The sequence below is a fragment of the Gemmatimonadota bacterium genome, from assembly GCA_016719105.1.
Lineage (GTDB): Bacteria > Gemmatimonadota > Gemmatimonadetes > Gemmatimonadales > Gemmatimonadaceae > SCN-70-22.
In genome coordinates, this window is sequence record JADKAQ010000030.1 from 36955 (window position 1) to 51621 (window position 14667).

Annotated in this window: 10 protein-coding genes; 5 read left to right on the forward strand and 5 right to left on the reverse strand. The window is 68.7% G+C overall.

Annotated features, from left to right (window positions below):
* Positions 1 to 28: 28 nt before the first annotated feature.
* Positions 29 to 1369 (forward strand): MFS transporter, encoded by a 1341-nt coding sequence (locus IPN47_22575; GenBank protein MBK9410781.1) that lies wholly within the window; start codon positions 29 to 31, stop codon positions 1367 to 1369.
* A gap of 18 nt (positions 1370 to 1387) precedes the next feature.
* Here the strand turns inward: IPN47_22575 and IPN47_22580 are convergent, their stop codons facing one another.
* Complete coding sequence (locus IPN47_22580; GenBank protein MBK9410782.1) at positions 1388 to 3202, reverse strand: acyl-CoA dehydrogenase; 1815 nt, start codon at positions 3200 to 3202, stop codon at positions 1388 to 1390.
* 173 nt (positions 3203 to 3375) lie between these two features.
* Here IPN47_22580 and IPN47_22585 point away from each other — a divergent pair, with 173 nt between their 5' ends.
* The 3 genes from IPN47_22585 to IPN47_22595 all read left to right on the forward strand — a co-directional run bounded on the left by IPN47_22585 (position 3376) and on the right by IPN47_22595 (position 7240).
* Positions 3376 to 3777 carry a VOC family protein gene (locus tag IPN47_22585; GenBank protein ID MBK9410783.1) on the forward strand — a complete coding sequence of 134 codons (402 nt, stop codon included), beginning with the start codon at positions 3376 to 3378 and terminating at the stop codon, positions 3775 to 3777.
* A 772-nt stretch (positions 3778 to 4549) separates the two neighbouring features.
* On the forward strand, positions 4550 to 5905 hold the full coding sequence (locus IPN47_22590; GenBank protein MBK9410784.1) for a hypothetical protein: 1356 nt from the start codon (positions 4550 to 4552) through the stop codon (positions 5903 to 5905).
* A 138-nt stretch (positions 5906 to 6043) separates the two neighbouring features.
* Positions 6044 to 7240: an FAD-binding oxidoreductase gene (locus IPN47_22595; protein ID MBK9410785.1), complete on the forward strand. Its 1197-nt coding sequence runs from the start codon at positions 6044 to 6046 to the stop codon at positions 7238 to 7240.
* A gap of 11 nt (positions 7241 to 7251) precedes the next feature.
* Here IPN47_22595 and IPN47_22600 read toward each other — a convergent pair whose 3' ends face one another.
* On the reverse strand, positions 7252 to 8208 hold the full coding sequence (locus tag IPN47_22600) for an EamA family transporter (GenBank protein MBK9410786.1): 957 nt from the start codon (positions 8206 to 8208) through the stop codon (positions 7252 to 7254).
* Between the two features lie 27 nt (positions 8209 to 8235).
* On the opposite strand from IPN47_22600, the gene IPN47_22605 reads away from it, so the two are divergent.
* Complete coding sequence (locus IPN47_22605; protein ID MBK9410787.1) at positions 8236 to 10941, forward strand: hypothetical protein; 2706 nt, start codon at positions 8236 to 8238, stop codon at positions 10939 to 10941.
* 341 nt (positions 10942 to 11282) lie between these two features.
* On the opposite strand, the gene IPN47_22610 is transcribed toward IPN47_22605, so the two are convergent.
* From IPN47_22610 to lpdA, 3 genes are all read right to left on the reverse strand, one after another.
* Positions 11283 to 12404 carry an alanine--glyoxylate aminotransferase family protein gene (locus IPN47_22610; protein MBK9410788.1) on the reverse strand — a complete coding sequence of 374 codons (1122 nt, stop codon included), beginning with the start codon at positions 12402 to 12404 and terminating at the stop codon, positions 11283 to 11285.
* Complete coding sequence (locus IPN47_22615; protein MBK9410789.1) at positions 12401 to 13138, reverse strand: HAD-IB family phosphatase; 738 nt, start codon at positions 13136 to 13138, stop codon at positions 12401 to 12403. Before IPN47_22615 ends, IPN47_22610 begins: the two co-directional genes overlap by 4 nt.
* Positions 13139 to 13222: 84 nt before the next feature.
* Entirely contained in the window at positions 13223 to 14632 is a 1410-nt protein-coding gene (gene lpdA / locus IPN47_22620) for a dihydrolipoyl dehydrogenase (protein MBK9410790.1), read from the reverse strand.
* Positions 14633 to 14667 lie beyond the last annotated feature (35 nt).

Genomic DNA, 14667 nt, shown 5'->3' on the forward strand with positions numbered 1-14667 from the left:
CCCCCCTCACGAACACTCGGGACCAGACATGACCAGCACCACCAACGGGTTGTCGGCGCGCTTGCGCGCCGCGGTCGGCGCACGCGACGGCGAAGGGGCGGTCCTCCTCTGGTCCACCGCCTACTACTTCCTCGTCCTCTGCGCCTACTACGTCATCCGCCCCATCCGCGACGACATCGGCGCGGCCAGCGGTGCCGAGAACCTGGCGTGGCTCTTCACCGGGACGCTGGCCGGGATGCTGCTCGCGCATCCGCTGTACACGACCGTGGTGGCCAAGGTCACGCGACGGCGCTTCGTCTCGTGGGCGTATCGCTTCTTCGCCCTCAACCTGGTGGCGTTCTACCTCTACTTCCGCAGCGCCGACCCGGCGCAGGCCATCTGGGCCGGGCGCATCTTCTTCATCTGGACGTCCGTCTTCAACCTCTTCGTCGTCTCGGTCTTCTGGTCGCTCACGACCGACCTCTTTCGCCCGGGACAGGGAAAGCGCCTCTTCGGCTTCGTCGCCGTCGGCGGCACGTTAGGCGCGATGCTCGGCGCCACCATCACCTCGTCGCTCGTCGGCGTCGTGGGGGGCGTCGGGTTGATGCTCGTCTCGGCCGTGATCCTCGAGCTGGCGGTACAGGCCGCGCTGGTGATCGACAAGCACGAAGGGGCGATGCGCAGCGCGGCGCTGGCCGAAGGGGAGCGGGCCTCCGACGCGACGCGTGATACGTCGAAGGAGGTGATCGGTGGCGGGATCCTCGACGGGATCAAGCACACCTTCTCGTCGCCGTATCTCTTCGGCATCGCCACGCTGATCCTCTTCTACACCATCTCGTCGACCTTCCTGTACTTCCAGCAGGCCGACATCGTGGCGGCCGCGTTCGGTGACAATCGCGACGAGCGCACGCGCGTCTTCGCCAACATGGACCTGATCACCAACGGCCTCACGCTCATCGCCCAGCTCTTCCTCACCGGTCGCGTGATGAAGTGGCTCGGCGTCGGCGCGGCCTTGGCCTTCCTCCCCGTGCTCACGATGCTCGGCTTCGGCATCCTGGGGATCGCGCCGGTGCTCTCGGTGCTGATCGTCTTCCAGGTGGCGCGCCGCGCCGGGAACTTCGCCATTCAACGCCCCGGTCGCGAGGCGCTGTTCACCGTCCTGCCGCGCACCGACAAGTACAAGGCGAAGAACTTCAGCGACACCTTCGTCTATCGTTTGGGCGATCAGGTAGGGGCGTGGTCGTACACCGGGATGGCAGTCTTCGGGCTGGGTGCCTCGGGGCTCGCCTTCACGATGGTGCCGTTTGCCGCGCTCTGGTTGCTGCTGACGGTGTGGCTGGGACGCAGTTACGCCAAGCTGGAGCGCGCCGGGAGTGGCGCGGCGAAGTAGGAGTCGGCGCGCGGCTCGCTAGAACCAGGCGTCCTGCATGTCGAACGGGGTGGTGTCGCCGCGCTCGAGCAGCGTGGCCAACTGCTCGGTGCGCGGCAGCTCCCAGCCGAACCAGTAGCGCGCCGCCTGCAGCTTGCCGCGATAGAACGCGTCCTCGGGTGCCGAACGCGCGGACGACAGGGCGCGCGAAGCGACGGTGGCCTGGCGCAGCCAGAGCCACCCGATGACGGTGCGACTGACGAGGTCGAGGTAGGCGCTGGCGTTGGCGAGCGCGAGCGACGGGTCGGTCGTCGCGCCCGAGAGCAGCAGCGTCTGTGTCACGCGCTCGAGCCGAGTGATGGCCTGGCCGAACTGGTCGCCGAGTGTGGCGAGCGGTTCGAGTTGTCCGGCGTCGCGAGCCGCCAGGCGCATGCGCGCGACGAGGGCGCGGAACCCGGCACCGTCGTCCTGCCGCACCTTTCGCCCGAGCAGGTCGAGCGCCTGCACGCCGTTGGTCCCCTCGTGGATCGGGTTCAGGCGGTTGTCACGGTAGAATTGCTCGATGGGATACTCGCGGGCGAAACCGTAGCCGCCTAACGTCTGCATGGCGAGCGAGATCGACTCCTGCCCGGCCTCGCCTGGCCACGCCTTGGCGATGGGGGTCAGGACCTCGAGCAGGGCGGAGGCGTCGCGCCGTGACGACTCGTCGGGGGCGGTGCGCTCCTCGTCGACGAGCCGCGCGCACTGCAGCACGAGCGCGAGTGCCCCCTCCGACGTCGCCTTCTGCGCGAGCAGCATGCGGCGCACGTCCGGGTGCTCGATGATCGTCACCGGCGGGCGGGACGGGTCCTTCTCACCCGCGAGGCGCCCCTGCCGGCGGGTGCGCGCGTAGTCGAGCGCGTGCTGATAGGCGGCCGCGGCCATCGCCGCCCCCGCGCGCCCCACGCCGATGCGCGCCTCGTTCATCATCTGGAACATGCACGCGAGCCCACGATGCGGCTCACCCACCAACTCGCCGACACATGGCTCCTGCTCACCGAAGTTGAGGATCGTGCTCGTGGTGCCGCGCCATCCCATCTTGTGAATGAGGCCGCCGAGCCGCACGCCGTTGGGGACGAGCGCGCCGCCATCGTCGCGCCGATAGCGTGGCACCAGCATGAGCGAGATGCCGCGCACACCCGGGGGCGCCCCCTCGATGCGGGCGAGCACCATGTGCACGATGTTCTCCGACATCTCGTGCTCGCCGCCGGAGATCCACATCTTCGTCCCGCTGATGAGGTAGGTGCCGGGGGGATGGCCGTCCCCGGCTGGGACGGCGCGGGTGCGAAGGTCGGCGAGCGACGAGCCGGCATCGGGTTCGGTGAGCGCCATCGTCCCGAAGTAGCGCCCCGTCAGGAGCAAATCGAGGTAGCGCGCACGCTGGTCCGGCGTGCCGAACGTCGCGACGAGGTTGGCGACGCCGGTGGTGAGGAGCGCGTACGACGCGGTCGCGACGTTGGCGGCGTCGAACCAGAGGAGCGCGGCCGAGGCGACGACGCGCGGGAGCTGCATCCCCCCTGACGCTTCATCGTGCGTCGCCGCGATGAACCCCGCCTCGGCCATCGCCCGCAGCGCTGCGTGCGCGGCGTCTGGAGTGACCACGCGGCCGTCGTGCACGAACGGCTCGTGCTCGTCGCTCTCGCGGTGGTGCGGTTGGAAGTGTGACTCGGCGAGGGCGCGCGCGGTGGTCAGGACCGCATCGAACGTCTCCCGCGAATGGTCGGCGTAGCGCGCGCGCGCCGTCAGCGTCTCGACGTCCAGGACTTCGTACAGTTGGAACTCGAGGTCGCGCGGATTGAGACGGGAGATCGACATGCGGAGTACAGGGGAAGGGGGGGCACGAGCGCGAGTGCGCGCGCGGGGCAAACGTACGCGCCCGGCCCCGGTTCTCAAGCACGACCCCGGGCGCGCGACGCCGAGCGTCGTGCGGAGTGACGGCCTGGGAGGTGACGGCTCGCGCCGGGCGCGTGCGAGGGGTAGCATCCGGCATGGCATACCTCGACCTCGTGACCCTCGTCGTGCGGGACTACGACCCGGCCATCGCCTTCTTCGTCGACGTCCTCCACTTCGATCTCGTCGAGGATGTGCCATCGCTGACGAACGATGGGCGTCCCAAACGCTGGGTCGTGGTGCGCCCCCCGGGTGGGGTCACGGGGCTCCTGCTGGCCCGCGCCGATGGTGAGGCGCAGTCGGCGGCGGTCGGGGCGCAGTTCGCGGGTCGCGTCGGGCTCTTCCTGCGCGTGGACGACTTCGACGAGGCGTACGCCCGCATGCAGGGAGCGGGGGTGACGTTCGTGTCGCCCCCGCGCCGCGAGGTCTATGGGATGGTCGCGGTCTTTCGGGACTGCGAGGGGAACGCGTGGGACCTGCTCGGGCCGCGCGCCGTGTGACGCGTGCCTGTGCGCGCCCGTGCGCGTGTCAGCGCGCGCGTGCGTATGCGTGCGACGTGGATCGCGTCGCGCGGGCCTAACGCGGCGTCGTGCCGGACAACGCGGTGCCAGCACACTCCCACGATCCCCCCGGATCGCCGTTGTACTGACACCTCGTTGCCCAGCGGTGTTCGTCCGCGCCACGAGGAAGTGCAATCGAGGGGCCCACGCGCGACCGTCAGGCAAGTCCAGTCACGACAGCGACTTCTGGCTCCGGAGTGCCTGACGGGGGCGACGCGTGCCGATGCAGGGCATTGCAACGCTGTATCGCCATGATGCAGAGAGGTCGCTGAGGTGGCAGCGCTCGCAGCGGTCCCCGGCGACGTGGCTGTCGTCGGCGCACGTCGGGACGAGGCGAATCGTTGCAGCTGACAGGCCCGCCATGCGAATGCTGCAATGCACTCCCGTGATCTGCGACACTTGCAGCTGCGCTCCGCCGGTACATAGTTCCCCGGCGACTCGTCCCGTGCTGATCGGAACGACGCGCCCTGCCCCTGCCATGCTGGAGACCGACTCGGCGACGGTGACCGAGCCCTCCCCCCGATCCGGCGCATGGGTGTTGACCTGTTGGGCGGTCATGGTGCCCTCGCCCGCGCGGACGCAGTCCCCGCGCCGCACCGCTGATCCGCGACACCAAACGAGAGAGCCGACCCTCATGCTCCGAAGAAACAGCGCGAGTGCACTCAGCCTGGTGGCGCTTGCTGCCATGGTGGCCGCGTGCGCCGATCCGACCATGCCGTCTCCGGTTCGTTTGTCACCCGACGAGCTGGACCAGCCCTCGGCGGCGGTGCAGGCGGCTGCGACGGTGGCGATGGGCCCGTACACCGTCACCATCACCGATCTAGGCGTTCCGACCGGGGGGACCTACTCCTCCGCCTACGCGATCAACAACCTCGGGCAGGTTGCCGGGATGTCGTCCAACGCGGCGGGGGCACTGGCTCCCCTGCTGTGGACCGGCGGCAGCTTCGTCACGATCCCCAACTTCGACCCGTCCGGACTGCTGATCCCGGTCCGGATCAACGATGGCGGGGACATGATCCTCAACGAGTCCATCGGCGGGACGTCGATCAACTACGCCATCTGGCGCCAGCCTAACGGGACATTCAACCGACTCCCGCCGTTTCCCGGCGGCGACGTGCTGCGCGTCTATGCGCGTGGCATGAACGCCGGTGGCTCGATCGCTGGCATGGTGCGTGAGCCCAACCTCGCGATGACGACGCACGGCGTTCTCTGGCAGAATGGTGCCTTCGTGCAGGACCTCGGGGCGATGGCCGGTTTCCAGTCGACCAATCCGCAGGACATCAACGACCTCGGGCAGGTCGTCGGGATTTCGACCAGCACCACCAACTTCAATTCGACCGCCTTCTCCTGGCAGAACGGGAGCTTCACCAACCTCGGCGCGCTGGTGGCCGGAGCCGCGTCCAGCGCGACCGCGGTCAACAACACCGGCACGGTCGTCGGGACGAGCAACGGTGGCTTCCCCGTACGCTGGGTCAACGGGGCGATCCAATCCCTCCCCGTTCCGGCCGGCGTGATCCAGCCGCAGCCAGTGGACGTGAACGATGCGGGCGACATCATCGGTTGGGGGACGTCGAGCGCGGCGGGAGTGCTCTACGCCTCGGCGTTCTGGCGCAACGGGGTGGGCTACCTCCTGCCGGCATGGCCGGGCGCTACGCAGACCATGGCGCGCAGCATCAACAACAACGGCGAGATCGTCGGCGAGGGGCCGCTCGTTCCCGGTGGGCCAATGCACGCCCTGCTGTGGAAGGTCACGACCGGGAGCCCGCCGCCCCCGCCGCCCGTCGGGAACACCGCACCTAACGCGACGCTCGTCGCCACGACCTCGACGCGGATCAGGGCCGGGGGCAAGGTGACCATGCGCGGCAGCTTCACCGATCCCGACAACGGCCCGTGGAGCTACCAGTTCGTCTGGGGGAACGGCACCTCGTCCGGGACCAGGACGACGGCCGGGAGCGTGACACTGAGCCACAAGTACGCGGCGCGCGGATCCTACGGCGTGAAGTTCATCGTCACCGACGCCAAGGGCGCGGCCGACACGTCGTCGGTGGTCACGGTGACGGTGCGTTAGGCGACCGTCGCGTCACCGTCGAACGTTGGTACAACGAGGGGCGGCTCCCAGGGCCGCCCCTCGTTGGCGCTCGGCCTCGCGCGCAACCCTCGCTACGCGGCCTCGAGCGATGCAAGTTTCCTCGCTGTGACCACTCCCCTGCCTTCACCCGCTGCGCCGGGTGCCCCGCGCACCGCCGGCACGTCCGGCGCGGCCGTCGTCATCATCGGCGGCGGCATCGTCGGCGCCTCCATCGCCTATCACCTCGCGGTACGCGGCTGCCGCGACATCCTCATCCTCGAGCGCTGGGAGTCACCCGCGACGGGGAGCACCGGCCGATCAGCCGGGGGGGTACGGCACCAGTTCAACACCGAGGTGAACATCCGGCTGTCGCAGTACGGCATCGAGCGGCTGCGGCACTTCACGGAGGAAATCGGCGGCTTTGCCCAGCTCCGGCAGGTCGGCTACCTCTTCCTCATCACGGATGGCGATACCTGGGGACGCTACCAGCAGCAGGTGCAACTCCAGCGACGGCTCGGCGTCCCCACGGAGCTGCTGACGGCGGCTGAAGCCGAGCGCCTCGTCCCCGGGACGGTAGTGGACGACGTCGTCGGCGCCACGTTCTGCCCGCGGGACGGCTACTGCGATCCGTACGGGATCGCGATGGGGTACCTCACGCGCGCACGCGAGCTGGGCGCGCGGGTCCGCTGTTCCTTGCCCGTCACCGCATTGCACGTCACGGCCGGGCGCGTGACCGCGGTCGAGGCAGGAGGCGAGACGATCGGTTGCGACGTGATGGTCAACGCCGCGGGCGCCTGGGCCGGCCAGGTAGGCGCCCTCGCCGGCCTGTCGATCCCGGTGCAGCCGTATCGTCGCACCATCTACATGACCGAGCCGTTTGCCGGACTCCCCGACGACATCCCCTTCTCGTTCGACGTGGCGAGCGGCTTCTACATGCGCAAGGAAGGGCGCGGGCTGATCTTCGGGCTCACCAACCCTAACGAGCCGTCGAGCGAACGGCTCGACGTGGACTGGGAGTGGTTCGAGACGGTGCTCCACCACGGCGTGCGGCGCTTTCCGCAGCTGCAGGACGCACAGCTGTCGCAGAAGAAGTGCTGGTCCGGGCTGTACGAAGTCACCCCAGATCACATGCCGGTGCTGGGCCGGCACCCCGACCTCCTCAACTACATCGATGCCAGCGGCTTCAGCGGGCACGGGGTGATGCACTCTCCGGCCACCGGCCTGCTGATGGCCGAGGAGATCCTCGATGGACGGGCGCACACGATCGACATCGACGAGCTGCGCATCTCGCGCTTCACACGGCGGTCCGTCGCAATCGAGACCAACATCTTCTAGCGCGTCGCCCGCTAGCGCCCCGCGACGAGCGTCACCGCGAGGCACCCGGCCACGATGAGGACGACCCCGGCCAGGCGTGGACCCGACATCCGCTCGCGCAGCAGCGCCCATCCCATCCACACCCCGACCGCGATGCTCACCTGGCGCATCCCCAGCACGTAGCTGGTGACGCCGGTGCGCAACGCGAGCAGGATGAGCAGGTACGACGCCGTGTTCATCGCCCCGATGCCGACGATGCTCGGCGCGTGTGCGCGCCACGCCTGTCGAGTCGCGCCAGATGCAACCCGCGTGGCCAGCCACACACCGTAGCCGAGCGCCACGAGGACGGTGTAGAGGTACATGTAGGCGAACGGCGCCATGACGGCCACTGCGCGCTTGTCCCAGACGGTGTAACCGGCGGCGACGAAGCCCGCCGCGATCGAGTACAGCGTGGCCCGCCCGCGCAGCGACGTCGCGAGCCCGCGAACGGCGGAGCGCGACCACTCGGGGAGGTTGAGGACGAGAATCCCGCAGACGATCGCCAGGAGTCCCGCGACGCCCAGCGGGGCGACCCGTTCGCCTAACGCGAACCACCCCGCCACCGGGAGGAAGGCAAGGATCGCCCCGCGCGAGATGGGATAGACCACCGACAGCTCACCGTGGCGATAGGCGCGCGCGAGGAACAGGTAGTTCAGCCCGACACCGGTGGCCGCGACGGCGGTGAACCAGGCGACCGTCGCCGCCTCGGGAAGGTCGGCGGCAAAGCCCCAGACGAAGACCGGGGCGAAGAGGACGACCTCGACGATCTTGCTGAGCGCCACGACCTCCTGCGTCCCGCCGGCGCGCTTGAGCAGGAGGTTCCACGAGGCGTGCAGGAGCGCCGAGAGAAGGACGAGGGCAATCGCGCTCAGCGGCATGGTGGGGGAATCTCGCCCGCCCGGCGCTTCCTCGACAGCCTCGCCGCGCACGCCCACATTCCAGCCGGTCACCCCCACTCGATCCCGACGATCCCGACGATGCGCGTTCGCCATCTCGTTCCGCTTGCGGCACTCGTGCCCACGCTGCTGCAGGCGCAGCAGCCGGCCCAGCCGCCCACCCAACCGCTCCCCCGCAACACCTTCTTCGACCTCGGTCGCTCGGCGCTCGAACTGCGCGGCCCTGCGCGCCCGGGCGTCTACCTTGCCTCGGTGGGACGCAAGTCGGTGGCGATGGGGACCGAGGATGGACGCTTCGAACTCTGGTCGTGGCCCTACAAGTGGCTGCACGACTTCCAGCTGTCCTTTCGCGTCCCCAAGTACACGGCCCCCATCCCGGGCAAGGACGTGGCGCGCTGGGTAAGTGTGCGACCGGAAGGGGTCACGATCGAGTACGCGTACGAGACCTTCACGGTGAAGCAGCACGTCTTTGCCGTACTCGACCAGCCGGCGACCATCATGCTGCTCGAGGTCGACGCCATCCGCCCCATGGAAATCGTCGCGACCTTCTCCCCCGATATCCACCTGGCGTGGCCGGCGTCGTTAGGGGGGCAGTACATCGCGTGGAATGCACCGGCCAAGGCCTTCGTCTTCTCCGAGTCCCGCCGCCAGGTCAACGGCTTCCTCGGATCGCCCAACGTGACCCAGGCGTCGGACGTCCCCGCCCACATGCTCTCGGCGGCGCTGCCGCAGTTCGTCATTGGGGTGGGGAGCGCGACGGAGCGCTACACCGAGCCGCGGTTGGGCGAGCCCCCCGGCGGCAACATCAACATCCACGAGGGGTTCATCCCCATCGTGATGGCTGGCGGCGAGATGCCACGCGACTCGGCGCGGGCGCTGTACAACCGGCTCGTGGCCCCTGGCGCCGCCGAAAGGGAGTGGCGCAAGCGCGTGGCGCACTTCGATTCGATTCGAACGCAGACCACTCGTATCGTCACCCCCGACAAGGCGCTCAATCGCGCCTTCGAGTGGGCCAAGGTCAACCTCGACGAAGCCATGGTCTGCAACCCCGACCTGGGGTGCGGACTCGTCGCCGGCTACGGCCTGTCCGGGGCGGCGAGCGATCGCCCCGGCTTCGGCTGGTTCTTCGGTGGCGACGCGGCCATCAACTCGTTCGGCATGAGCGGCGTCGGGCAGCGCGACCTCGTGCGCGATGGGGTGTTCCGCTTCTTTGCCAAGTACCAGCGCGCCGACGGCAAGATCACCCACGAGATCTCGCAGGGGGCGGGGAAGGTCGACTGGTTCGGGAAGTACCCGTACGCCTTCTATCACGGCGACACCACGCCGTTCTGGGTGCTGGCATTCGGCGAGTACTGGAAGCAGACCGCCGACACCGCACTGGTGCGCGAGTTGTGGCCCAACCTGCGGAGAGCATTCGAGTGGTCGCGCGCGGCCGACAGCGATGGCGACGGCTTGATGGAGAACACGATTGCCGGGGCAGGGGCGCTCGAAGTGGGCGACCTGCAGGAGGGGATCGTCTCCGACGTCTACCTGAGTGGCGTGTGGATCGCGGCGCTCGATCGCTTCGCGCGCATGGCCGACGCGATGAAGGAACCCAAGCTCGCCAGCGAGGCGCGCGCCATTCGCAGCAAGGCGCTGGCAACGCTCGAGCAGGCGCTCTGGATGCCGCAGCAAGGGCAGTACGCCTTCGCCATCCTCGAGGGGAAGAAGGTCAATGAGAACCTCACGTCGTGGCCGGCGACGGCGCTGTCGTTCGACGTGTTCGATGCCACGCGCGGCGCCGAGATGGTGGGGCGCCTGGCGAGTAACGAGATCATGACCGATTGGGGGGCGAGGCCGCTCTCGGCGCGCTCGTCGTTGTTCGATCCGCTGCACTACAACAATGGTGCAGTGTGGCCCTTTGTGACCGGATGGGTGGCGCTGGCGCAGTACCGCTATCACAACGCCCACGCCGGGCGTTTCGCGCTCGACGCCATCGCGCGCACCGGCTTCGACGAGGCGCTGGGGCGCAACCCCGAGGTTATCTCGGGGCGCGTCTACAAGCCGCTCGACACGGCGGTCCCGCACCAGTTCTTCGCAACCTCGATGGTGCTCACGCCGCTCGTGCGCGGGCTCCTCGGGATCGAGGTGGACGCGCCGGCGGGGCGCCTGCGCGTGGCCCCGCACCTGCCCGCCGACTGGGACACCGTGCGGGTCGAGCACCTGGCGGTGGGCGACGCCAGGCTCTCGTTGCAGCTGGTGCGCAACGGGCGCACGGTGACGCTGACGGTGGCGCGCGAGGGGATCGAGAAGGGGCGACCCATCACCGTCGAGTTCGCGCCGGCGCTCCCGCTCGGGGCAGCGACCGTGGTGCGCGATCGCGACGGGGCGTCGCTCGCCACGCAGGCGTTGCCCGGCGCCGTCATCCCCCGCGACTCGGCGGCCCTCGGTGACGCAGTGCAGCTGGCGGTACGTTGGGAGGGAGGATGGGAGGTCACGCCGCCGCGGCAGGCCCCGCGCATCGGCGACCGATCGGCAGCGCTGCGCATCGTGCGCGAACGCGTGCAGGGGGGGCGCTATGTGGTACGCGTCGAGGGACGTGCCGGGCAGGTGTACACACTGCGCCTCCGCGCCCCGCGCGGCGCGCCGTCGGCCGTCACTGTCCTCCCGGCCCAGCAGGCGATGATGCCGCTCCGCATGAGTGATCCCGATCACGCCGGGTGGGTGAACCTGACCGTCGAGTTCCCCTCACAAGGGGGCGATGCCGACGGCTTTGTCTCCCTCGACCTCGTCTTTGCAGCTTCCTGACGCGGGAACGCGCCGGGGTGTAGGGGGGGACACGCGATCGCGTGTCCCTTAACACGAACGGAGCGACGACGTCTGATGCAGTGGAAGGACCGACGACGCCGTGCCGTGGCCAGAACAAGTGGGGAATTCGTGCGGTCGGCTGATGCGGCCTGCCGTGTGAAGATCCTGTGAAACCCGCCATGCTCGAGCTGTGCAGGTGACGGCTCGGACGTTAGGCGACGATACTGATCGTGTCGCAAGGATGTGTGCGTCTCTGGGGGGAGCGCCACATACGGCACACCCCTGGTCAGCGAAAGCTGCCAGGGGTGTTGTCGTGTCCGTCACGCCGAGGTGGGTGAGGGCTACGGCGACATCACCTCCCCCAACGCCTCCAGCACCCCCTGCACCTCGCCTAACGTGTGCTCGCCCATGTGCCCGACGCGCACCATGTCGTCCTTGAGCGCGCCGTAGCCGGTGGCCAGCACGAAGCCCTTGGCCTTCATCGCCCCCACCACGACAGACCCCTTGGTCCCCTCGGGCATCAGGATGCAGGTGACACCAGGCGAACGGTAGCCGGCAGGTGCAAACACCTTGAGCCCGCGCTGCTCGGCCCACCCCCAGGTGTACGCCGCCATCTCCGCATGGCGCGCCCACCGCGCCTCCACCCCTTCGGCCATCATGTGGTCGAGCTGCAGATCGAGCGCGTACAGCAGCGAAACCGCCGGCGTGTTGGGCGTCTGGTTCTTCTTGAAGTACTCGTCGAACTCCAGCAGGTCGAAGTACAGCCCGCGACGCTCGCTCTGCCGCGCACGCGCGAAGACCCGCTCGTTCGCCGTGCAGAATGCCAGCCCCGGCGGGAGCGCCAGCGCCTTCTGTGAGCCCGTGAGCACATAGTCCAGCTCCCACGCGTCACTCTCCACCGCACCGGCCGCCAGCGACGACACCGTGTCGATGACCACCGCCACATCGCCCGACGCATGTGCCGCAGCCGCGAGGTCGCGAATGGGATTCAGCACCCCGGTCGACGTCTCCGAGTGCACGATGGTGACGACGTCGTATTCCTTCTGCTTGAGCGTGTCGGCCAGGAGTTCGGGCGAGACATACTCTCCGAACGGCACCTCGAGCTTGTCGGCCGCGATCCCGGAATTGACGCTGGCCTTGTAGAAGCGCTCGGAGAAGGAGCCGTTCACGAGGCAAAGAACGCGCTTGAGCGTCGCGTTGCGCACCCCCGCTTCCATGAGCCCGGTGGCCGACGACGTCACCGTGTAGACGGGACGCGTGGTGCGAAAGACCGCCTGCAGCTTGGGGGCGACGCGCGCCATGAGGTCCTCGACGTCCTTGCCGCGGTGCCCGATCATCTGCTGGGTCATCGCGTACAGCACGTCGTGGCGCACCTCGGTGGGGCCGGGGAGGAAGAACTTCCCGAACGGCGGCGCCTTGACGCTCACGGCGGGAGTGGCGGTGGGTTCGATGACGGTGCTCATGAGGCAGCCCGGTCCGGCGGAAGGTGAACCGACGCCGCGAGCAGCGCTCGCCCGGCGTCGAGGAGTGAAAGCAGTTCTGGGTGCTGCGCGGCGCCGTCGTCGCCCAGGGCGAGCGCCAGCACGGGAAGGAGCGAGTTGGCGTGCACCACCACATGCGCCTCCGCGACCACGCGCGGGCGCGCGACCACACCGGCAAAGCCAACGAAGCAGTCGACGATCGGCTTGGCATCGAGGTCGGTGTTGCCGTCACCCACCAGCATCACCGGTCGCGCCAGCGCGCCTAACGCCTGGATCACCGCCGGCTTGCCGCCGTCGCGCGTGAGCGGCGACCCCTCGTCAAAGCCTGCGTAGTGTCCCGCCTCGTCGAAGGAGAGATCCACCGCGTGCACCTTGTCATGCGCGATGCCGAGTGCGTCGGCGACGTACAGCACCGCCGGGCGCAACCCGCCCGAGATGATGTGTACGTCGACGCCGGCACGATGCAGCCCGTCGACGGTCTCCCGCGTCCCCGGCACCAGCCGCTCGACGTACATGCGGCCAATGCGCTCGATCTCGCCGCGCGTGGGCTTGATGATGGCCAGCCGCCGCGCGTACACCGACTCGAGCGGCACCTCCCCGCGCATCGCCGCCTCGGTGAGCGGGACGATCTGGTCGCGATACTCACGCGCCAGCTCGTCGATCCCCTCCATGGCCGAGAGGGTGGTGTCGCAGTCGAAAAGAACCGTGCGAAACATCAGACGAGTCTCCGAGCCGAACGCCGCAACTCAGCGCCCGTCCATCTCGTCTTCTCGTCTTCTCGTCTTCTCGTCTTCCCCATGCTAGATGTGTATCGCCCGCCCGAGCACCGCCAACGCCGCTTCCTTGGTCGTCTCCGACAACGTCGGGTGCGAATGCACCGTGATCCCGATGTCTTCCGACGAACCGCGATACTCGAAGGCCAGCACCACTTCGGCCAGCAGGTCCGACACGTTGGCGCCGATCATGTGGCAGCCTAACAACTCATCCGTCTCGGCATCGGCGATCATCTTCACGAAGCCATTGGTCTCGGCCATCGTGCGCGCGCGACCGTTGGCCGAGAAGGGGAACTTCCCGACCTTGTACTTGCGGCCGGAGGCCTTCACTTCCTGCTCGGTGAGGCCCACGGTCGCCACTTCGGGCCAGGTGTAGACGACGCCCGGCATCGAGCGATAGTGCATGTGCGCCGGCTTGCCCGCGATCACCTCGGCGGCCACCACCCCTTCTTCCTCGGCCTTGTGGGCCAGGAGCTTTCCCCCCACCACGTCGCCGATGGCGAAGACGTTCGGCAGGTTGGTGCGCATCTGGTCATCGACGATCACCTCGCCGCGCGGCCCGATCTGCAGGCCTAACGCGGCCGCGTTCACCCCGTGCAGCGCCGGGCGCCGTCCCACGGAGACGAGGACGTAGTCGGCGTCGAGCACCTCGGGGGTGCCACCCTTCTCGATGGTGACCAACACGCGCGACTCCTCGACCGTCGCCCCCGTGACCTTGGTCCCGGTGCGGATGTCGAGCCCCTGCTTGCGGAAGATGCGGTCGGCTTCCTTGGTGATGTCGTCGTCGTTGCCGGGGAGGATCGTCGGCATGAACTCGACGACCGTCACCTTGGCCCCTAACCGCCGCCAGACGGAACCCAGCTCAAGCCCGATCACCCCGCCACCGATGACGACGAGGTGGCGCGGCACCTCGGGGATCGCGAGCGCACCGACGTTGGAGAGCACGCGCCGCTCGTCGAACTTGAGGAACGGGAGCTCGGACGGGACCGAGCCAGTGGCGATGATGACGTGCTTGGCCTGGTAGCTCGTCACCGATCCGTCATGCGCCGTGACATCGACGACGTTCCCCGCCTTGAGCGTCCCGCGCCCGCGGGCCCAGGTCACCTTGTTCTTCTTGAACAGGAACTCGACCCCGCGCGTGTTGGCCGAGACCACCTCGTCCTTCCGCTTGTGCATCGTCGCCAGGTCGAAGCGCAGCCCGTCAAACGCGAGGCCGTGCTCGTGGGCGTGCAAGCGCGCGAACTCGTAGTGCTCCGACGACTGAAGCAGCGCCTTTGAAGGGATGCACCCGACGTTGACGCAGGTTCCGCCGAGCGTCTTGTCCATCTCGACGCACACGGTCGAGAGTCCGAGCTGCGCCGCGCGGATCGAGGCGACGTAGCCGCCGGGGCCGCCGCCGATGATCACCACGTCGGCGGCAAGGAGTTCGTTCGCCATCTGGAGGCTTGGGCTGTGAGAGGAGGGGAGGGCGA